Raw genomic sequence first — 19,754 nt, forward strand, 5'->3', positions numbered from 1 at the left:
TCTAAGGGAATCGGCGTCGTCTCCAGGAACGGCCGATGCTCGACCGAGAAATGAGCCGCCGGGTCGGAACGGTCGCCATCGTGTTCGGAGCGGCGACGGTGGTCGTCTCGCTCCCGCTCGTCATCGTCGGCGTCGCCGGCGTTCTCGGGCGCACAGCGTCCGTTGCGGCGGCAGTGGACGTGCTGGTTCACATCGTACCGGTCGAGGCGGCACTTGGAAACCCGCGGGAGCGACTCTCGGTGGGACTTCTCGGTCTCGGAGTCGGATGCTCGTTACTCGGCGTCGGACTGTGGGTGCAGGGTCGTGCCGAACAGCATCAAAAAGCCGATGGATAGGAAGCAAGGAGATGGTGTGGCGCGGAGTGCTGGCTGTTGTGGTTGTGGTGGATGATGTTCGATATGTTACGACGACGGTAGACGCGCCACGGTTGGTGGCTGGTATCGACGGTAGAAAAGCGTCGCTATGTGTGCTATATACGACACAGTAGGTAGATGGCGGTCGAGACCGGCCGCCCGTCGACACCCGAAATCATTTGTCCCTCCTTCGTTTTCGAGGGGATATGGACGCATACGAGCGACTCGAAGCCCTGCTCCGCCAACTCCGCCGAAACGTCGGGGTCGAAGCGGTGTACGGAACCCCGATACAGGTCGGCAATCGAACCATCATCCCCATAGCGAAGATCGGCTACGGATTCGGAGGTGTCGGCAGAACGGACGGCAGTCGAGTCGGTGGCGGCGCGGGGGCAGGTCCGGTCGGCGCGCTCGAAGTTTCGCCCGACGGAACGCGATTCGTACGGTTCTCCGACTCGCGGCGAACGCTCGCGACCCTCGGCGTCGGAATCGCCCTCGGCCTCCTCGCCGGCTATCGAAACTGAACGCCTTCCCCTTCCTTCTCCCGTATCTCTCGCGCTCAGCGGGACGTTCCCGTTGGCCGGAAGACTGCGAAGTCGAACCGGTCTGTCTTCCTGAGACCGACGAACAGCAGGACGGCGATTCCCACCGGAATCCAGTTTCCGAAGTAGGCGTTCATCGCGCCCCAGAGGATGACGAAGCTCACCATGTCGTCCAGCATGAACTCACAGTCGTCGAGTCTGTCACGGAGCGCCCGCCAGTCGAAGCCGAGTTCGACCAATCCGACAGCAATCGCGCCGCTGACGACCCAGCCGAGATAGTTCATGAGCGGGACGCCGTAGTACGCGCCGCCGTCGTACGTCCAGAAACCGAGCGAGACGGCCGCCGGGTCCAACACGAGGTCGATTACCACGACGACGGAGAGTGAGGCCGCGAAGCGGGCGAACCGCGAGTCCGCTCGCGGACCGAGAAGGAGGAGACAGAGCAGGTAGCCGTTCAGCACGAGCGGGAAGAAGAACACCGGCAGGCCCGCCGGAACCGTCCCGAACAGCATCGGCCCGAGTTCGAGTACGTAGTGGAAATCGCCGTAGGGGTAGCCCGTCGTCACGCCGACGAACTCGACGAGGTAGGTGTACGCCGTGAGCAGGAGGAGTGCGATACCCGCCCGCCGGTCCACGAGCGGTGCGAACCCGGCGACGAGCGGCGAGCGCATGACGAGGGTCCCGAAGATGATGAGGAAGGGGTTTCGCGCCAGCCACGCGGGGACCCACGCCTCGTAGCCCACGACGAACAGCAGGGCACCGATGAGCGGGAAGACGACGGCGATGGTAAAGCGATTCTCGCGGACGAGCGCGGAAAACCGCGCCTCCGCCTCGCGTCTATCCACGGAGGACACCCCACAGGCCGCCCACGGTCAGCACGGCCCCGACGGCGGTGTTGATGGCCGGATACCACCAGTAGGCGCGCGCGATGTTCACGTCGCGGGCGACCCACACGACGACGAGGAGGGGATAGGCCAGCAGAAGCGCTCCGGCGCGAACGTCGAGGAGCGCGAACAGACCCGCGGCGAGAAGCCAGCAAATCGCACAGTAGGCGAGGGTTCGGGATTCGCCCAACACCGTCGCAGTCGTCCGAATTCCGGCACGACGGTCGGGGTCGATGTCGGGAATCGCGGAGAAGGTGTGCATTCCCATCGCCCAGAGCCATCCGCCGGTCACGGCGAGGAGCGGCGGTTGGCTCCCGGACAGCGCGGCGTAGGCCGCCGCACCGGGAAGGACGTACAGTCCGTTCGAGAGCGAATCGAGGAACGGCGTCGTCTTGAACCGGAGCGGCGGGGCGGAGTACTCCGCGCCGAGGAGGAGAAAGCCGACGAGCCACGGCCACGCCGCCGACGGCGTGACGAACAGGAATCCGACGCCGAGAGCGGCACAGACCGTGACCGCAATCGGAACCACCCTGTCGCCTCGATACCGCGATTCCCGCTCCGCTTTCTTCGGGTTCTCCTCGTCGATGTCGGCGTCGAACACGTCGTTGATGCCGTAGAGGAAGACGTTGGCCGGGAGGAGGAAGTAGACGAAGAGGGCGATGGAGAGGGGAGAGAGCAAATCCCCGACGGTGGACGCGCCGTAGGCGAGGCCTACTAATACCGGCCCGGCGAGATAGAGCCAGAAGCGCGGCCGCGACAGCGTGAGGAGGGAACGAATCACGGTGGGAGTTAGTAATCCTCGACTATGGCGTCTGCGGTGTGCTGGCCGCCGATGAGACACATCGGGACGCCGATGCCGGGCGTCGTGTACGACCCGGTAAAGTACAGGCCGTCGACCCTCGGCGAGCGATGGCCGGGACGCATCGGCCCGGTTTGCAGGAGCGTGTGGGCGAGTCCGAGCGCGGTTCCCTTCGTGCTGTTGTAGCGGTCGGCGAACTCCGAGACGGAGAAGGACTTCTCGAAGACGATGCGGTCGTGAAGCGAGACGCCCGTGTTCGTCTCGATGTCGTCCAACAGCTTTTCGCGGAACTTCTCGCGTATCGCCGGGCCGTCGGGGAGTCCGGGTGCGATGGGAACGAGCGCGAACAGGTTGCTATGGCCGTCGGGCGCGACCGTTTCGTCGGTTTTACTCGGCACGCAGAGGTAGTAGGCGGGGTCGTCCGGCCACGACGGGTCGTCGAATATCTCCTCGAAGTGGGCGTTCCAGTCCTCGGGCAGGACGAGCGTGTGGTGAGCGAGCGGTTCCACGTCGCCCTCGACGCCGAGATACAGGAGGAACGCCGACGGCGCGTACGTCCGTGACTCCCAGTAGTCGGCGTCGTACTGGCGGGACTCCGGCGGGAGGAGTTCCTGTTCCGTGTGAGCGTAATCCGCGTCGCTCACCACGAGGTCGGCGGCGAGTCGTTCGTCGCCGCTGTGGACGAAGAAGTCGCCCTCGTTGCCCGTGATGTCCGTCACCTCGTAGTCGGTCCGAAACTCGACGCCCAACTCCTCGGCGAGTTCGACGATGCCGTCCACGACGCCGCCGAGGCCGTCTTCGGGGTAGTAGACGCCGAGGTTGAAATCGACGTGGCTCATCAGGTTGTAAATCGCGGGCGTGTTGTTCGGCGACCCGCCGAGGAAGACCAGCGTGTACTGCATTATCTGCTGGAGTCGCGGGTTCTCGAAGTACTTCTCGACGTGGTCCTGCATCGACCCGAGGAGGTTCAGTCCGCGGGCGTTTTTCGCCACGTCCATCGAGACGTAATCCCGGAACCGTGAGCGGTCGGTGTAGACGAAGTGTTCCATCCCGACGCCGTAGTTCCGTTCGGATTGGTCGAGATACCGTTGCAACGCCTCGCCAGCGCCCGGTTCGATGGACTCGAACACCGCCTTGTTCTTCTCTAGCTCGGGGAGAATATCGACGGCGTCGGTTCCCTCATCGTCGGTTTTGAAGAAAATGCGATAGTACGGGTCGAGTCGTTCGAGTCGGTAGTAGTCGCCCGGCGTGCGGTCGAAGTGCCCGAAAAACCGCTCGAACACGTCGGGCATGAGGTACCACGAGGGTCCCATGTCGAACCGAAACCCGTCCGCTTCCAACCTGCTCGCGCGCCCGCCTAACTGTTCGTTCTTTTCGAGGACCGTCACGTCCGCCCCCGAATCGGCGAGATAACACGCAGTCGAAAGCCCACCGAAGCCACTCCCGACGACGACCACGGTGCTGTCCGCGAGATTCATACCGGATGTCCGGGTTCGAGTCAGATAAAAACGACTCCCGTACGTGTTGGGTTTCACGCGAATATAGTCGGATTTTCGGCCGTTTAGCCGGCGTATAACAAAGGTGGCGTGTGTCCTACGGTAGGATGCGCCCCTTCCTGACTCGGGCGCGTTCAGTGTGTCAGTGTGAACGTGAATCTCGGCGGCGCCGGAGGCTCTGGCGGGAGGTTGGCTTCCTCCCAAAGTGTCACCAATCCTCCCACGAAAGTTCTCATCCCGAGAGAACGTAGACCCACACGGCACTCTCTCCCTTGCTTTCTATGAAAACCTTCGATAGGCTTATGTGTCGACGGCCCGCCATGAGTATCAACAGGGTCAATCCCACGTGGAGTTAGACGCATTCTTTCTGTTGCTGGGTGTCGCCGCGCTCTCGTTTCTCGCCGTCGTTTCGCTGTACGTCGTCTGGTCACGAATCGTCGGTTTGGACCCGACGGTCGCACAGTCGTTCGCCTCGCTCAGCGGCGTCAAGCGGTTTTTCACGGCGCTCCTCTCGGGTGCCCTCCTCGGAACCGCGGCGGTCGTCGCGCCGTCCGTTCCGGTCGGCATCGCGGCCATCGTCATGCTTGCCGCGAGCGTCTTCGCCGCCCTGATGCTGTTCGAACTGGTGCAGCGACGCCACGCGAATCGGACCTGACTCCCGACGCGAGCGTCCCGTTCGGCCACAGCGGGTCACATCGCGTCGGAAACCGCGGAGAGCAAATCGTCCGGGGAGACGACCGTTCCCCGTTCACGGAGCGCCCGGTATCGCACCGCCGCGTCGCTCCCGGCGTAGTTTCGCTCCTCGAAGGGACGTTCCTCCACGACGACGACGGACTCGGCGTCGGCAACGGCTTCCAGATTCGCCACGTTGCCCGCCCCGATTTCCACGTCTGCGAGGACGGTCACGTCGGCCGAACGAATCCGTCGTTCGACGGCGGCCCGCGCGTCCGTTCCGATGGGTGCGAAAGGCTCTTCCGTCACCGCATCGAGGCCGAGTAATCGTGCGGTTTCGAGGTCCGAATCGCCCTCGTTCAGCACGCCGACGGACACGTCGTATCCCGCCGCGAAAAGCAGATAGAGGAGACGCGAGACAGTTCCGCCGCCCCCGACGACGTGAACTCGGCCGTTGCCGACGCCCGTGCCGTCGTCACCGTTGCTTCCGGCCGGTCGCTCGGGCAGTGCCGTCACGTACGTCGAACCGGTGACGGGGTGTCGGGAGACGACTGCGCGGGCGTCGAACGCTTCGCGGAGGGTTTCCTCTTCGAGGACGGTTGTAGGTGGCCCATTAGCGAGTACCGACCCGCTCGAGAGGAGCAGGAGTTCGTCGCAGTAGTGGGCGGCGAGGTTCAAATCGTGAATCGCGACGACGACGGTTTTTCCGTCCGCGACGAGTTCGCGGACGAGTTCGAACGTCCGGACTTGGTGGTTGATGTCGAGACTGGCCGTCGGTTCGTCCAACAGGAGGACCGGGGTGTCCTGTGCGAGCGCTCGCGCCAGCAACACGCGCTGGCGCTCGCCGCCGCTGACCTCGGTGATGGACCGGTCGGCGAACGAGGACACCTCGGTTCGGTCCATCGCGCGTTTCACGATGTCCGTCTCCGTTTCCCCGTCCGTTCCCGTTTCCCTGTCCGTTCCGTCGTTTCGGGTCCCCTCTACCCTGATTTCGCTTCCGAAGCGCGTTCGGTACGGGTTTCGACCCATTGCCACCACGTCGCGTACGTCGAAGTCGAACGAGAGCGAGGTGTCCTGTGGCACCGTCGCCACGCGGCGACTTGCGGCCTTCGAGGAGAGGGAACCGATGGCCTCGCCGTCCACGAGGACGCGTCCCGAGTCGGGGGACAGAACGCCGTTCATGGCGCGGAGGAGCGTCGTTTTTCCAGCACCGTTCGGTCCGACGAGGCCGACGAACCGTCCGTCGTCGACGTCGGACGACACGCCGTCGAGGATTTCGGTGCCGCCGAGCGTTATCGAGAGGTCCTCGATTCGAATCACAGCGAGCGCACCTCGCGTTTTCGGAGCAGATAGAGGAAGAAGGGCGCGCCGAGGAAGGCGGTGACGATGCCGACGGGGAGTTCCGCCGCGCCGACGGCCGACCGGGCGACGGTGTCGGTCGCGACGAGAAAGACGGCCCCGGCGAGCGCGCTGGTGGGGAGCAGGATTCGGTGGTCCGGGCCGACCAACAGGCGCATGACGTGCGGGACGACGAGGCCGACGAAGCCGATTACGCCCGACACCGCGACGGCGGCGGCGGTGACGACGCTGGCGACGGTCAACAGCAGGCGCTTCGTCCGCTCGACTTCGACGCCGAGGTTGTGGGCGTCCTCCTCGCCGAGTAGGAGGACGTTGAGGTCGCTGGCGAACGCGAGGAGGACGACGAAGCCGAGGACGGCGACGGGGAGTGCTATCCAGACTTTCGTCCACGAGGCGTTGTGGAGGTGGCCCATCAGCCACAACACGGCTTCGCGGAGGCTTCGACCGCTTCGCAGGAGGAGGAAGGAGACGACGGCACCGAGGAGGGTTTGTACGGCGATACCGGCGAGGAGCAGGGTGGCGACTGGCGTTCGCCCGTTCTGCGTCGCCAGCAGGTACACTGCGAAGGCGGCGACGATTGCGCCGCCGAACGAGAACAGGGGGAGCGCGAAGGGTATCGAAATCGAGAGCGCGATGGTCGCAACCGCACCGACGGCCGCTCCGGAGGAGACGCCGATAATCGACGGGTCGGCCATGGGATTGCGGAAGAACCCCTGCATCACGACGCCCGCGGTAGCGAGGGCGAACCCGACGACACCGGCGAGGGCGATTCGTGGCAGTCGAAGCCGAACGACGATAATTTCGGCGGTGTGTGGGGCCGCAAAGGAGAAGAGGTGACTGTATCGGAAGTCGAACGTGGGGACGCCGATGGTCAACCCACCGGGCACGACGAGCGCCCGCGTTCCGAATCGAAGACCGGTCGGTACCGCGACTGCATTGAGAATGGCCTTCCCGACGACGACGGGCGAGAGCGACGTCGGACCGATGGCCGCGCTCACTAACACGACGGCGACGAGCGTCGCCGCCAATCCCGCACACCACGTCGTCACGCGCGTCCCGTATCGCATCTGTTTGAAAGTGAAGTTGCTTTAGGTAAATATTTATTGAATACGCTCGACGCCCGATGTATGCGACACCTACTGCTGTCCGCACTGGTGCTCCTCGCCGCGACCGTCGGCTCCCTCGGAGTCGGCGTCGGCGCGGGCGTCGCCGGTGCGCAGGAAACCTGCTCGTTCCCGGTCACGAAGACCGACGCGATGGGCACGAAAGTCACGATAGAGGAGGAACCGAACCGAATCGTCACGCTCTCGCCGAGCGCGGCCCAGACGATGTGGAAGATCGGCGGGAAGGACAAGGTCGTCGGCGTCTCGAAATACTCCGCGTACCTCGACGGGGCGAGCGCGAAAGCGAACGTCTCGGGTGCAGGGATGACGGCGGTCGTTCCCGAGAAGGTCGTCTCGCTGAACCCTGACCTCGTTCTCGCGCCGAACGTCATCTCCGACGAGACGGTGAAAAAGCTCCGGAGTGCCGGGCTGACGGTGTACAAGTTCCGCGAGTCGAAGTCCATCGACGACATCTACGCGAAGACCGAACGCATCGGCCGACTCACCGGCGAGTGCGGCGGTGCGAAGGAAACCGTCTCGTGGATGAAAAACCGCATCGACACCGTCCATCAGGCCGTCGAGGGCGAGGACAGCCCCAAAGTCATGTACGTGATGAGTGGCGGATTCACCGCCGGGAAGGGCACGTTCATGGACACCATCATCACGCAGGCAGGCGGGACTAACGTCGCCGCGGAAGCCGGAATCGAGGGATATCAGCAGATAAGTAGCGAAGTCGTCGTCGAACAGCAACCCGAGTGGTTCATCGTTTCGGCTGGTGCGAAGGTTCCCGAGGATTACAGCGACACCCCGGCCGCGAAGGGGAACGACACAATCGCGCTGAACCCGAACTACGTGAGCCAACCCGCCCCGCAAATCGTCACGCCGATTACGAAATTGGCGAAGACGCTCCACCCGGAAGCGTACGCACAGGCCAACGTCACCACGACGACGGCGGACACGTCGGAGACGTCCACGGACGCGGACTCGAAGACGACCACGACCACGAACGCCGCCACGACGACGCAGTCCTCCGGTCAACCCGGTTTCGGCGTTCCCGTGGCAATCGTCGCCGTCGCGCTGGTCGGACTGCTGACGCGGCGCGACTGAGGATTAGGGTTCGTCTAAATTTTCGACGTCGGTTTTGCACGCCCCAACGATGCCCTCGAAAGCCCGTTTCTCGAACCACTACTCGTTGGCTACCTTGCACTCGGTTTATCGAACCACATGGCGCGCGCTGGCACAACCCCGAGGACACGCCGTCCGAAGGGTTGTGCTGACAGCGTGTGAGGGATGACCGAGCGAATGCGAAGGAATCGGTTGGGGAGGATGTGGCGTGCGAGGTTTCTTCGAAACCTCGAAAGCGAGCGGTGAAATTGCCGAGCAACGCTCGGCAGTCAGCCAGACGGAGTCTGGCGAAACCGCGAGCACGCGGTGTGGTGCCGGGAGGACTTCTGAAAGACTTCGTCTTTCAACCCCCCGCTCGTTCCTCGCGGGGACGAAAGGGGCCGACCGCTTGCGCTTTCGTGGTTGCTTCAGCGGCCTCTCTCGATGAGGCGCGCGGTTTTGGGCCGAATCGAGATGTCTCTGAACAGCCACAAGAATGTCGGGGGCTTTCTGGGAATTCATCGTAGAAAAACCATCAACACCAAAACCGTCTCGTCGCGTCGATTTCCGAGTCGGCGTGACACGAAAAGGCGTTTAACGCGGGACTGTGGAGAGGTAGGTATGGTCGAGATAGTCATCTGGCCCGCCTACATCGACGCGGCGTTGACCCGCAGCGAAGGGCGGCGGGTGCCCCAGCGGTCCGCCGTCGAGGACCCGACGGTGGACGAGATTGCCCGAGCGGTGCAACAAGTCGGTTACGACACGGTCATCGAACGCGACAAGGCCTACTCCCGCGAGGGGTGGGAAGCGCGTGGTCGCGTCTTGGTGCAGAACGCCGACGACTCCTCCAAGAACGACCTCATTCAGGCCGTCGCCGCGTACGTCACGGCCATGCGCAACTGATGCAGCGACTTGGACAGGTCGTTCGGACGTCACAGGGACTCGCCATCGTACAGTCGCCGAGCGAGGAGTATCCGAACATCGGAACGACGGTGGTGGACGAGGGACTGTCGACGGTCGGCCGGGTCGTCGACGTGTTCGGCCCCGTTTCGCGGCCGTACGTGGCGGTGTCGCCGGACGAGGAGACGCAACTCGCGACCCTCGTCGGGTCGAAACTCTACGCCCGCTAGCGGTTTCGTGTACGGTTCGTGACCTACCAGTCGTCCGACGAACCCAAAACCGCAAAGAGGGGGCACTTCCTTCTCCGCGTATGGATACTCGAACGCGGGAGTTCGTCGCCTCCGGATTCACCGTCGCCATCTTTTTGACGGTGCAACTCGGCGCGTTGGCGCTGGTAGAGCCGTTCAAATCGGCCGGCTACCAGACGGTGGAGGACCCGTCGAACCCGACGAACAGCCTCGTCTACATCGGCGTTATCCTCGTCTTCACGGCGGGGATGTTGCTGGTCATCAAACTCGGCGTGGAGTGGATTCTCCGAGCCATCATCATCGTCACGAGCGGGATGCTCTCGCTCTACGTGTTCAGCGTGGTGATTCCGGACGTCGTGACCGTAACGCTCGGCGGAACGGCGTTCAACGTCCTCGCTTGGGGCGTCGCCGCGCTCGTTTCGGTCGCCCTTCTGTTCTATCCGGAGTGGTACGTCATCGACTCGGCGGGCGTCGTGATGGGGGCCGGGTCGGCAGGCCTGTTCGGCATCAGTTTCGGTTTGCTCCCTGCGATTCTCCTGCTCGCGGTACTCGCGGTGTACGACGCCATCAGCGTCTACGGGACGGAACACATGTTGACGCTCGCCTCGGGCGTGATGGACCTGAAGATACCCGTCATCCTCGTGATTCCCCTGTCGCTTTCCTACTCCTTTATCGAAGACACGGTACAGGCCACGAGCGAAGGAGCGGTGAACGAGGACGAACTGGACGAATCGGCCGACGAACAGGCGGTGAGCGGCGGCGAGAACGCCGAGGGCGGAGCGGTCGCCGAAGACCACAGTCGGGACGCCTTCTTCATCGGACTCGGCGACGCCGTCATGCCGACGGTGATGGTCGCCAGCGCGGCCTTCTTCTCCCCCGCCAAATCGCTCGTTTCGGGTGTCGCGCTCAACCTGCCCGCCCTGACCGCGATGGTCGGGACGCTCCTCGGACTGGTCGTCCTCCTCTGGATGGTGATGAAAGGCCGGGCACACGCCGGACTGCCCCTCCTGAACGGCGGCGCTATCGGCGGCTACCTCCTCGGCGCGCTGGCGAGCGGAATTCCGCTGTTGAAAGCGCTCGGGCTATAATAGGACCGTTTTCGGACTTCTCACGTTTTCCGACCGACGAAACGGACAGGCTCACACCGTTCCTAGGTCGTCTATGACACGCACGCTCGACACCACGGTTCGGGTCGGCGTCCTGAGTTTTCACAACAGCAAGGAGACGAAGGCGATTTTGAACGCGGTGGAGGACCTCGGACACAGCCCCGTCTGGCTTCGAAAGCGAAACACCCGGATTCAGGTAATCGACGACGAGCCGCGACTCGACCCGGACGTGGACGTCGTCGTCAATCGACTGCTGTTGACGACCGCGGAGCACCCGCTCGAACACCTCGAAATCGCCAACGCGGTCGCCGGACTTCGCCCGATGGTCAATCGACCGGACGCCGTGCTGACCGCGATTCACAAATACGCGACCGCGGTCAGACTGTCGAACTACGGCGTCAAAACGCCGGATTCGTACCTCGGCCTGTCCGCGGCCACGTTCGCTGAGGGGAGTCGCTACGTCGACGGACCGATGCTACAGAAGGCCGGTATCGGCACACACGGCGAAACCGCGTGGAAGATGGAGAGGAGCAAGCACCCGACGCCCGTAGTCGGCAACAGACACACGTTCCTCCAGCGCTTTCTCGACCAGGATGGGAGACAGTCCGACGTTCGGGTGTACGTCATCGGCGACGAAATCGTCGGCGCGATGCGTCGGTCGGCCCCGAACGGCGACTGGCGAACGAACGTCGCGCGAGGCGGGACGCCCGAGGACGTGACGAACGACATTCCGGAGAAAGTTCGGTCCATCGCTCGGGACGCGACGCGCATCCTCGACCTCGACGTCGCCGGCGTTGACGTGATGGAGTGGAACGGGGACTGGTACGTCCTCGAGGTCAACCCGACAGCGGGGTTTACCGGACTCTTCCGCGCGACCGGTAAAAGCGCGGCCCCGTTCATCGCCCGCTACGCAATCGAGTGGGCCGGCGGTGACGTTTCGTCCGAGCGGGTCGACGAGGTTTCGCGGACGCTGGACGACTCGATTCCCGGTTGCAAGCCCGACGATTCGAACGCGTCCGACGGACGGCGGACGGTCGGCTACACGGAGTGGGTGACGGTCAACGGAACCCGCGATGCGGAGTCTACCATCGCCAAGGCGGACACCGGCGCGACCCGAACGAGCATCGGCATCGACCTCGCGTCGCGGGTCGGCGCGGGTCCCATCAAGAGCAGCGCCGCCGTGAAGTTCGGAAGCGCGAAGACGCGCCGAACGCGGCCGTTGGTCGACGTCGACATCGGAATCGGCGGGCACTGGCACCGGGTCACGGCCAGCGTCGAGGACCGAAGTCACATGCGACACCACCTCATTCTCGGGCGTGACGTGCTCGCCGACTATCGCGTCGATATCCGTCGCCGCGCGAAGGAGGAGTGAGTTCGTTTCCGGCCAAAGGAGGTTTCCGTTCACTCGCCTCACGAACGAACGATGCCAGACACAGGGACGGCGACCATCGTTTACGACGACCCGAACGGTGAGGTAATCGAACGAGAAGTCGAGAACGACGACATCGTCTACTTCGACGACCATTGGCTCCTCAAGGTCGGCGAAAACGACGAGGGCGACGACGTCGTTCGACGGGTTCCGCGCGAGCGGGTCCACTACGTCGAACGCTCCATCGACGAACTCGAAAAGAAGGTCGAAAGCGCGGTCGAGAAGGCGAAAGAGCAGTTCGGGTGGTCGGTCTAACCCCCTGCCACCACAGCTATCCACGCGGCCCTCGTGGGTTTGTAGTATGCTTCCGAGCGTAAAAAACGGGTTCGTAGGTGGACTTTTCAGCACCGTCGTCATGACGGCGTTTCGGGAATCGATTTCCCTGTCGTATCCACCGACGGGGAAGTTCCTCGCGAACTATCTCGGCGGCGAACCGAAGGACCACACGACCGGCGCGATAGCGCTCCACCTGCTGTACGGTGGTCTCGCCGGATGTCTCTTCTCGATACCGTTCGGCGAAGGGTCGAACTCGGCACTCGACACCGAGACGGAGGGACTCATAGCTGGCCTCGGCTACGGACTCCTTCTCTCGGTGTTCGGCGAGCGAGTCATGCTCGGCCGGTTGGTGGGCATCTCGCTCGAAGAGGACGAGTCCACGATATTTCACGCCGGGCACGCGATGTACGGCCTCGCGCTCGGTGCGTGGGTCGGCTCACGGTCGTGAACTGAACCGTTCCACTACTCACCGGTCAGTGCTTCGCTCGCGGGTGAGAGCGAAATCGTCGAACCGAGTCCCTTCTCGCGGGCTTTTTCGTAGAGCATGTAGGCGGACGCGACGGTTTCGATGCCGGTTCCGCCGCTGTCGAAGACGGTGATATCGTCTTCGGATTCTCGGCCCGGTTTCTCCCCCGCGACCACCTCCCCGAGTTCGGCGTGAATGTGGTCTTCGTCCACCGCGCCGTCTTCCACCGCGGCGAGGAACGACCCGGCGTCCTGCGTCGCTCGCTCGCGGAGGTCGGGGACGTACGTGGCGCGTTCGATAGTCTTCGCGTCGAGTTCGCGCTTTTCCGGGTGATATTGGCCCATCGCGGTGACGTGCGTTCCGTCTTCGAGGATGTCCCCGTCGAACACCGGTTCGCTGGCCGTGGTCGCGGTGATGACGATGTCGGAATCCTCGACGGCCGCGGCGCTGCTGGCGACGGCGGCGACGGACGCCGAGAGCGCCTCGTTCATCTCGGCCGCGAACGATTCGCGGTTTTCCTTCGTCGGCGAGAAGACGGAGACTGTTTCGACGTCGCGGACGGTCACGGCGGCCTTGAGTTGTCCGCGTGCCTGTGCGCCGCTGCCGATGATGGCGAGGGACGTCGCGTCCTCGCGGGCGAGGGCGTCGAGTCCGACTGCCCCCGCCGCGCCCGTCTTGAAGGGGTTCATGCTCGCCCCGTCGATGAGCGCGAGTGGCCGGCCGCTCTCGGAGTCGAACAGCGGTGTCATGAACCACGCGTCGCCCGCACCGAACCCGGCGGAGTACATGTAACCGCCCATCGCACCGGTTTCCGGGAGAATCGCGGAGTAGCCGGTCAACATCCCTGCCGGGTCGTCGTTCACTAACGTCGTCCGGGGCTTCGCGGGTGCGCCTACTCCTCGCTGGCGATAGCCGTCACGGACGGCATCGACGAATTCGTCCATTTCGGCCAATCCAGCGACGTCGTCGCTCGTCAGAACCAGCGTCTCGGTCATGGCTCCCACAACGAATGCCAGCGACAAAACCGTTGAGGGAAACGGAACGGAATGGAGAGTAAGTGAAGGTCGGAAGTAATAAACGGACCGGACGGTAGCGAGGGAAGTATCGAAAGAAGGGAAAGAAGAGGAAAGGGAGAGAGGGATAAAACTGAGAGGAAGCCGAATTAGTCAGCGGAGTTGACTGGCGTGGACGACTGTGGGTTCGGTGCGGGCGCTTTATCGACGGGGCCGTTAACGAACAGTGCGTGTCCGATGAGGAGGACCGAAACGGTCGCTCCGAGCGGAACTGCGGTGGTCAGTGCGAGTCCGGCCACGCTGAACGCTCCGGTTACGCCGACGAGTGCGAGTGGGATCAGTCCAAGAATGAGGTCGTAGTATCCAGTCATAATGTATTCTATAATATGCGGGGTAGGTATATAACTGTTTCCCATAGGAAAAGCAGCTGTTTCCTGTATGACTTGGGAATGCTCTCAGGAATCTACGGATAAAGCATCCATAACTTATAAGGATTCATTCGGAATACAGAGGCTGAAACGCACGAATACGCCACAGTAATCGGCCAACGAAATGCTCAGTAGTAATCATCCACTCCGGCAAAATCGTGTTAACCGTAACCACGATGTCGATTGGTTGAATATTTCGGAGCAAACCGTCTTGAATAATTAGGCGCTCGCGTCCGACGGCGGGCGGAGGAACAGCGCGCCGACGGCTGCCACGATAGCGAGAACGCCGCCGACGAGGAAGGCGAGCGTCCAACTCGTCGCCGTGATGAGAAAGCCCGCCACCGCCCCACCGAACAGCCCTCCCCACATCTTGCCGGAGTAGAGAAGCGCGTAGTTCGCCGAGGAGTGTTCCCGGCCGTAGTAGTCGCCCACGACGCTCGGGAACAGCGTGTACTGCGGACTCCAGAAGAAGGTGGCGACGATTACGGCGAAGATGAACCCGACGTTCGACCGCGCGCGTGCGAACCAGACGACCGCGAACAGGCCGATTCCACAGAGGAAAAAGGACGCCGCCATCGCCTTCTCGCGGTCGAGGCGGTCGGAGGCGTCCCCGACGAGCAGGCGACCGACGCCACCCGCGACCGGCAACACCGTCGCGGAGACCGTCGCAATTATCGCGGCCAAACCGAGGTTTTCGGCGAACGAGACGACCTTCGCGGTCAACATCAGTCCCGCCCCGCTGGCGCAGACGAACATGACGTACATCACCCAGAACTGCCACGTCCCGGCCATCTCGCGCCACGTGTACTGCTTTCCGGCGGTCACGTCCGACTTCGAATCCTCGTCGCCGCCGTCAGTGGTTGCTTCGAGCCATCCCTTCGGCGGGTCCCGAAGCACCACCGCGCCGACGAGAATCCCGATGCCGATGAGCAGGCCCATGTTCCGGAGGACGCCGGAGTAACTCGACGCAGTCGCGTTCGCTCGGACGTACGGAACGACCAACGCGCTCCCGCCCGCGAAGGCCATCGTTCCGAGTCCGGTCGTCAGACCGCGGCGGTCCGGAAACCACTTGAGTGCCGTGTTGACCGCGACGGTGTAGACGATGCCGACGCCTATCGCGCCCAACGAATAGAGGACGTACAACTGCCAGACGCTCGTCGCACGCGACAGGCCGAGATACCCCCCACCGGCGAGGATACCGGCGAGCAACGTCAACGCGCGCGGCCCGTGTCTATCGCGCCACCACCCGACCGGGAACTGTGACCCCGCCTGAAAGATGACGAAGAGGGTGAACACCGCGCCGAGCGCCCCCGGGTCGATGGCGAGGTGGTCTGCCATCGGCGAGCGGATGGACGACCAGACGTACTGGTAGGGACTGACGAGTCCCATCATCACGACGGCGGCGGCGACCTGCCACCATCTGGAGAACCCGAGCACGTCCTTTGCACGTGCAGAATAATCGATATCGGTAGTACTCATGGCGAAACGGACCGACCGGAGGTCAATCAGGGTTGTGTTTGAGGAAACCCGCGTAGGTTTATAATAGAATACGAACAATTATCGAATATGGAGGCGAGAAAATCGTATTTCGTGGCAGTCGCGCTCGTCCTCGTTTCGTTCTGCCTCAGCGCGTACTACTACCCTCGGATGCCCGGACAGATGGCGACCCACTGGAACGCGAACGGCGTCGCCGACGGGACGATGCCGAAACTGTGGGGCCTGCTGTTTCTCCCGACGTTGACCGCGGGCCTCCTCGTCCTGTTCGCCGCGATTCCGCGAATCGACCCGCTCCGAGAGAACGTCGCGGCGTTCCGTGAGTACTACGACCTGTTCGTCGTCCTGTTCACGGCCTTCATGCTGTACGTCCACCTGTTGGTCATCCTGTGGAACCTCGGCTACCGGTTCGACTTCACGATGGTCCTCTCGCCAGCCATCGGCGTGCTGTTTTACTTCGTCGGCGCGCTGATGAGTCGCGTCGAACGCAACTGGTTCATCGGCGTCAAAACTCCGTGGACGCTCTCGAACGACGACGTGTGGAAGAGAACCCACAGGCGTGCTGGACCGCTGTTCAAACTGGCGGGCGTCATCGCCGTCCTCGCCGTCTTCGTCCCGCGCTACGCCATCTACCTGATGGTCGGGCCGGTTCTCCTCATTTCCGTCTACCTCACGCTGTACTCCTACGTCGAGTATCGGCGCGTCACCGCCTGAACGCGACTCCTCAGTCCCCGCCGTGAGCGATGACCTCGTCGGGCCGGATTTTGAGGAGGACACGCGCCGTTTGAATTTCGGGTTGATACTCCTCGCCGGTGTATCGTTGCGAGAGTTCGTCGATGTGTTCGCGGGCACCGTCCTCGGTTATCTCGTCCACCTCGCCGAGAACGGAGAGCGCCCGGTAGCGGTTGTCGGGGTCCGTCATCCCCATTCCGACCTTCGGATTCTCCTGCACGTTTCGCTCCTTCCGCCGACCGCGCTCGGTGTTGACCAACACCCTGTCCTCGTCGGCGTCGTAATCGACCCACACTGGAGTCACGTGCGGAAGGCCCTCCGCCGTGAGCGTGGCGAAGTACGCGAACACCGGTTTCTCGAACAACTCCCGAAACTCCGCTGGGATGGATGACATCACGGAATCCACAGTCGGGAGTCACTTCACGCTACGGGCCACGGGGGGAGGGTTCGCTCGCAGAACAGCGGAGTCCGGGTTACAGCGCGTTCGACGCGACGCCCGCCACGAGTCGCCAGACGGTCATAAAGACGAGTCCGAAGCCGAGCATGACGAGGACGAAGGTGAGCGGCGAATCGCCGTGGAAGAACGACGTCGCGCGAAGGCCCGCCCCGATGAGGGCGGCGATGACCCACGTTCCGTCCGCGAACAGCACCGAACTGCGAACGGACCGGCGCGCACGCGAACTGTACAGTCCGACGACGAGCGACGCGATTATCCACCCGATGAGGAACGGAGCGACGGTCCCAACGAAGTGGACCGGACTCGCGAGGATGTTCTCGTTGTGTCGCATCGCTCCGATTCCGAGGAGGACCACCAACACGACCACGTCGCCGATGACCAGTCCTGCCGTGGTTGACGAGCGGTCGAACCGCCGGGTGCCGAAGGCACTGCTCATGCCCCCGAGTTGGACCGCCGGGGTTATGGCGTTCCCGATGTGCGCTTCACGCCGGCCACGGTGTAATCGAATCCGCGGTTCCGGACTCGAGGGACGAGGCCTGCCGCGTCCAACTTTCGTACCAGCGTCTCGGGCATGAAGAACGTCGAATCCATTCCCAGCAAGTGTTCACCGCGGACGACGAACCACCCGCGAACCGTCGCTGGATTGTATTCGCGGACGACGACCACGCCGCCCGGACGGAGGATTCGCTCGACTTCCGCGAACGTCGCGTCCGGGTCGCTGATGTGATGCAGGGCGTCGGAGACGACGGCGGCATCGACGGACTCGCTCGCCAGCGGCAGTCGCGTTGCGTCGCCGCGTACGCAGGTCAGACCGCGCGCATGGGCCTGTGCGAGCATGCCCGCCGACGCATCGACCACGAACCCCTCGTCCACGTCGAACGCTCGAACGGCGCGCCCCGTGCCACCCGCGATATCGGCGACTCGCTCTATCGGACGTTCCGCCTGTTCGAGACCCTCGCGGAGAACGTCGGAGTCGGAGTCCGGCGAGAAGTAGTCGTAAAACCGTGCTATTCGGTCGAAGTGTTCGATGTCGCCGTCGGTGGAGGACATACCGGACGGACGCGCGCTACCGCATAAAATCCGGCGGAGGACCGACACCTGTTCACCCGCGACCGGCCCGATGGATGGATGTGTGTCGCGTCGAAACGACGGGACATGGAGTACGCGGTACTGGGCTGGCCGGCCGACGGGCCGAAACTGCGCCTCGATTACGAACGGTTCAGCTACGCTGGTAAGTTCGTGATGTCGAACACGGGAAAGGCCGTCGCCCGCGCGTCCCGGGAGGAGGAACGCCTGTCGGTCGGCTTCGGCGACGAATCGGTCGTCGCCGCCATCGCGTTCAACGAGGACCGCACCGACGACGGGACGGTGTGGCTTCGCTACGTGACGGTCCATGCCGACCGACGCGGCGAAGGAATCGGGTCCGAACTCGCCCGATTCACGACGGAGCGCGTTCACGACCGGGGGTTTTCTCGGGTGAAGATAGCGGTAAACAATCCCTACGCGTATCAGGCGCTCTATCGTGCGGGGTTCGGCTTTACCGGCGAGGAAACCGGATTGGCAGAACTCGTCTTGGAACATCCGAAACCGGACGAAGAGCGCTATCAAGACGGGTTGGACCGCTACCGGGAACGTGACCTCTCGCCGGGAGAAGAGGCGTTTTTAGCGTCGAAGGAAAACGACCGTCCACCACGGGCCTGAATTCGGTAGACTGTGCCTGATTCGACCGTTCTCAGTTCTCACGCCCCTTGGCGCGTTCATTCAGTCGTTAACGACCAATTAACGAAGATAGTGTATCCCTTCTCGTATCGCAGTGAGAGACGATAGAAGACGAGTGCTCGGCGTCATCGGGGCGGGTCTGTCGGTCGGAATCGCCGGCTGTTCGGCGTTCTCCAAGGACGACGGTTCCCCGAAGTCGACGAGTGAACGAAACGGTGGTGAACAGGGGACGACTACGGACACCTTTGCCCCGACGACTTCGACCGAAGACGAGGGTGAAAACGGGACGGAGACCGAGAAGAGTCCCCCCGAGAAGGTAGAACCGTCGCCCGAGGCGTATCGGTCCGTTCCGCTTCCGAGCAAGCCGAGCGAACACGCGTACGCGACGATGGGGACCGACGACGCCCCGGTGACGGCGAAGTTTTACGGCGCGTGGAAATGCCCGTACACGCACGATTTCGTCCTGCACATCCTGCCGACCCTCATCGAGGAGTACGTCGAACCCGGCGACGTCGCCATCGAGTTCCGCGCCGTCGCATACGAGGACGGCGAGGGATTCCACGGCCCGGACGAACCGCGCGCCGCGCGCGCCGGACTGGCCATCTGGAACGAGGACCCGAAGGCGTACTGGGCGTTCTTCGGCACCATGTTCGAAAACCAGAACAGTTCGCCGGGATGGGCGACGATGGAGACGCTCGCCCGTATCGCAAAGAAGTCGGATGTGAGCAATCTCTCCGAAATCGCCTCGAAGGTCGAGGCGGGAGACTACCAGTCCCAAATCGAGAAGACGATGGAGCAGGTCCACGACATCCCGATTTCACGCGTCCCGCGCATCGTCGTCGGCGACACGGTGACGGCACCGACCGTCGAACCGAAGAAGACGAAATCACAACTCGACGACGCGCTCGGAAAGGGGTCGGATTCGGACTCCGGAACGACCACGACGACCACTGAGACGACGGACGGCGAGTCCGAAACCACGACGGGCAAGTCCGGAACGACTTCCACAACGAGCGACGACGGCGGTTCCGATACGACGACCAGTACAACGACAGACGGAACCACCTCGACGACTACGAGCGACGGTGGAAGTACGACGACGAGCAACGAGACAACCACGACAAGCGACGGAACGACGAACGACACAACGACCACGACGACGGGTTCTGACAGCTAG

24 protein-coding genes are annotated in these 19,754 nt (G+C 63.3%); 13 read left to right on the plus strand and 11 right to left on the minus strand.

Going from position 1 to position 19,754, the window contains the following annotated elements:
• Nucleotides 1-35 precede the first annotated feature (35 nt).
• Both AC1XDK_RS06505 and AC1XDK_RS06510 read left to right on the plus strand, forming a co-directional pair.
• On the plus strand, nucleotides 36-335 hold the full coding sequence (locus AC1XDK_RS06505) for a hypothetical protein (protein ID WP_483348999.1): 300 nt from the start codon (nucleotides 36-38) through the stop codon (nucleotides 333-335).
• Between the two features lie 224 nt (nucleotides 336-559).
• Complete coding sequence (locus tag AC1XDK_RS06510) at nucleotides 560-874, plus strand: GerW family sporulation protein (protein ID WP_483349000.1); 315 nt, start codon at nucleotides 560-562, stop codon at nucleotides 872-874.
• 35 nt (nucleotides 875-909) lie between these two features.
• On the opposite strand, the gene cruF is transcribed toward AC1XDK_RS06510, so the two are convergent.
• The 3 genes from cruF to AC1XDK_RS06525 are packed head-to-tail and all read right to left on the minus strand — an operon-like array spanning nucleotide 910 to nucleotide 4,053.
• Nucleotides 910-1,737, minus strand: coding sequence for a bisanhydrobacterioruberin hydratase (gene cruF, locus AC1XDK_RS06515; protein ID WP_483349001.1), 828 nt, complete (start codon nucleotides 1,735-1,737; stop codon nucleotides 910-912).
• On the minus strand, nucleotides 1,730-2,557 hold the full coding sequence (locus tag AC1XDK_RS06520) for a prenyltransferase (RefSeq protein ID WP_483349002.1): 828 nt from the start codon (nucleotides 2,555-2,557) through the stop codon (nucleotides 1,730-1,732). Before AC1XDK_RS06520 ends, cruF begins: the two co-directional genes overlap by 8 nt.
• Before the next feature lie 8 nt (nucleotides 2,558-2,565).
• Nucleotides 2,566-4,053: a phytoene desaturase family protein gene (locus AC1XDK_RS06525; protein WP_483349003.1), complete on the minus strand. Its 1,488-nt coding sequence runs from the start codon at nucleotides 4,051-4,053 to the stop codon at nucleotides 2,566-2,568.
• 364 nt (nucleotides 4,054-4,417) lie between these two features.
• On the opposite strand from AC1XDK_RS06525, the gene AC1XDK_RS06530 reads away from it, so the two are divergent.
• Nucleotides 4,418-4,726 carry a hypothetical protein gene (locus AC1XDK_RS06530; RefSeq protein WP_483349004.1) on the plus strand — a complete coding sequence of 103 codons (309 nt, stop codon included), beginning with the start codon at nucleotides 4,418-4,420 and terminating at the stop codon, nucleotides 4,724-4,726.
• A gap of 35 nt (nucleotides 4,727-4,761) precedes the next feature.
• Here AC1XDK_RS06530 and AC1XDK_RS06535 read toward each other — a convergent pair whose 3' ends face one another.
• Nucleotides 4,762-6,063 (minus strand): ATP-binding cassette domain-containing protein, encoded by a 1,302-nt coding sequence (locus tag AC1XDK_RS06535; protein ID WP_483349005.1) that lies wholly within the window; start codon nucleotides 6,061-6,063, stop codon nucleotides 4,762-4,764.
• Nucleotides 6,060-7,169 carry a vitamin B12 ABC transporter permease BtuC gene (gene btuC, locus AC1XDK_RS06540; protein WP_483349006.1) on the minus strand — a complete coding sequence of 370 codons (1,110 nt, stop codon included), beginning with the start codon at nucleotides 7,167-7,169 and terminating at the stop codon, nucleotides 6,060-6,062. Before btuC ends, AC1XDK_RS06535 begins: the two co-directional genes overlap by 4 nt.
• A gap of 60 nt (nucleotides 7,170-7,229) precedes the next feature.
• Between btuC and AC1XDK_RS06545 the strand changes: the two genes are divergently transcribed.
• The 7 genes from AC1XDK_RS06545 (at nucleotide 7,230) to AC1XDK_RS06575 (ending at nucleotide 12,716) form a co-directional block, all read left to right on the plus strand.
• On the plus strand, nucleotides 7,230-8,312 hold the full coding sequence (locus tag AC1XDK_RS06545; RefSeq protein ID WP_483349007.1) for a PGF-CTERM-anchored ABC transporter substrate-binding protein: 1,083 nt from the start codon (nucleotides 7,230-7,232) through the stop codon (nucleotides 8,310-8,312).
• Nucleotides 8,313-8,930: 618 nt separating this feature from the next.
• Entirely contained in the window at nucleotides 8,931-9,212 is a 282-nt protein-coding gene (gene srp19, locus AC1XDK_RS06550) for a signal recognition particle subunit SRP19 (protein WP_483349008.1), read from the plus strand.
• The gene (locus AC1XDK_RS06555; RefSeq protein WP_483349010.1) at nucleotides 9,212-9,439 is read left to right on the plus strand and encodes an H/ACA ribonucleoprotein complex subunit GAR1; all 228 of its coding nucleotides are present in this window, start codon (nucleotides 9,212-9,214) and stop codon (nucleotides 9,437-9,439) included. Before srp19 ends, AC1XDK_RS06555 begins: the two co-directional genes overlap by 1 nt.
• Before the next feature lie 80 nt (nucleotides 9,440-9,519).
• Nucleotides 9,520-10,545 carry a presenilin family intramembrane aspartyl protease PSH gene (locus AC1XDK_RS06560; protein ID WP_483349011.1) on the plus strand — a complete coding sequence of 342 codons (1,026 nt, stop codon included), beginning with the start codon at nucleotides 9,520-9,522 and terminating at the stop codon, nucleotides 10,543-10,545.
• A 73-nt stretch (nucleotides 10,546-10,618) separates the two neighbouring features.
• Nucleotides 10,619-11,935, plus strand: coding sequence for an ATP-grasp domain-containing protein (locus tag AC1XDK_RS06565; protein ID WP_483349013.1), 1,317 nt, complete (start codon nucleotides 10,619-10,621; stop codon nucleotides 11,933-11,935).
• A 51-nt stretch (nucleotides 11,936-11,986) separates the two neighbouring features.
• Entirely contained in the window at nucleotides 11,987-12,247 is a 261-nt protein-coding gene (locus AC1XDK_RS06570) for a hypothetical protein (protein WP_483349014.1), read from the plus strand.
• Nucleotides 12,248-12,293: 46 nt separating this feature from the next.
• On the plus strand, nucleotides 12,294-12,716 hold the full coding sequence (locus AC1XDK_RS06575; RefSeq protein WP_483349015.1) for a hypothetical protein: 423 nt from the start codon (nucleotides 12,294-12,296) through the stop codon (nucleotides 12,714-12,716).
• Nucleotides 12,717-12,730: 14 nt separating this feature from the next.
• Here the strand turns inward: AC1XDK_RS06575 and AC1XDK_RS06580 are convergent, their stop codons facing one another.
• From AC1XDK_RS06580 to AC1XDK_RS06590, 3 genes are all read right to left on the minus strand, one after another.
• A complete protein-coding gene (locus AC1XDK_RS06580) occupies nucleotides 12,731-13,729 on the minus strand; it encodes an ornithine cyclodeaminase family protein (protein ID WP_483349016.1) in 999 nt (332 codons plus the stop codon).
• A 167-nt stretch (nucleotides 13,730-13,896) separates the two neighbouring features.
• Nucleotides 13,897-14,118, minus strand: coding sequence for a DUF8015 family protein (locus tag AC1XDK_RS06585; RefSeq protein ID WP_483349017.1), 222 nt, complete (start codon nucleotides 14,116-14,118; stop codon nucleotides 13,897-13,899).
• 276 nt (nucleotides 14,119-14,394) lie between these two features.
• Nucleotides 14,395-15,654 carry an OFA family MFS transporter gene (locus AC1XDK_RS06590; RefSeq protein WP_483349018.1) on the minus strand — a complete coding sequence of 420 codons (1,260 nt, stop codon included), beginning with the start codon at nucleotides 15,652-15,654 and terminating at the stop codon, nucleotides 14,395-14,397.
• A gap of 87 nt (nucleotides 15,655-15,741) precedes the next feature.
• Here AC1XDK_RS06590 and AC1XDK_RS06595 point away from each other — a divergent pair, with 87 nt between their 5' ends.
• Nucleotides 15,742-16,383: an SdpI family protein gene (locus AC1XDK_RS06595; protein WP_483349019.1), complete on the plus strand. Its 642-nt coding sequence runs from the start codon at nucleotides 15,742-15,744 to the stop codon at nucleotides 16,381-16,383.
• A gap of 10 nt (nucleotides 16,384-16,393) precedes the next feature.
• Here the strand turns inward: AC1XDK_RS06595 and AC1XDK_RS06600 are convergent, their stop codons facing one another.
• The 3 genes from AC1XDK_RS06600 to AC1XDK_RS06610 form a co-directional block, all read right to left on the minus strand.
• On the minus strand, nucleotides 16,394-16,795 hold the full coding sequence (locus AC1XDK_RS06600) for a pyridoxamine 5'-phosphate oxidase family protein (protein ID WP_483349020.1): 402 nt from the start codon (nucleotides 16,793-16,795) through the stop codon (nucleotides 16,394-16,396).
• 79 nt (nucleotides 16,796-16,874) lie between these two features.
• Nucleotides 16,875-17,294 carry a DUF3054 domain-containing protein gene (locus tag AC1XDK_RS06605; protein WP_483349021.1) on the minus strand — a complete coding sequence of 140 codons (420 nt, stop codon included), beginning with the start codon at nucleotides 17,292-17,294 and terminating at the stop codon, nucleotides 16,875-16,877.
• A 23-nt stretch (nucleotides 17,295-17,317) separates the two neighbouring features.
• A complete protein-coding gene (locus AC1XDK_RS06610; RefSeq protein WP_483349022.1) occupies nucleotides 17,318-17,908 on the minus strand; it encodes a class I SAM-dependent methyltransferase in 591 nt (196 codons plus the stop codon).
• A gap of 105 nt (nucleotides 17,909-18,013) precedes the next feature.
• Here AC1XDK_RS06610 and AC1XDK_RS06615 point away from each other — a divergent pair, with 105 nt between their 5' ends.
• Nucleotides 18,014-18,559: a GNAT family N-acetyltransferase gene (locus AC1XDK_RS06615; RefSeq protein ID WP_483349023.1), complete on the plus strand. Its 546-nt coding sequence runs from the start codon at nucleotides 18,014-18,016 to the stop codon at nucleotides 18,557-18,559.
• Between the two features lie 112 nt (nucleotides 18,560-18,671).
• A complete protein-coding gene (locus tag AC1XDK_RS06620) occupies nucleotides 18,672-19,754 on the plus strand; it encodes a DsbA family protein (protein WP_483349024.1) in 1,083 nt (360 codons plus the stop codon).

This window comes from Haladaptatus sp. HS23 (assembly GCF_056892285.1).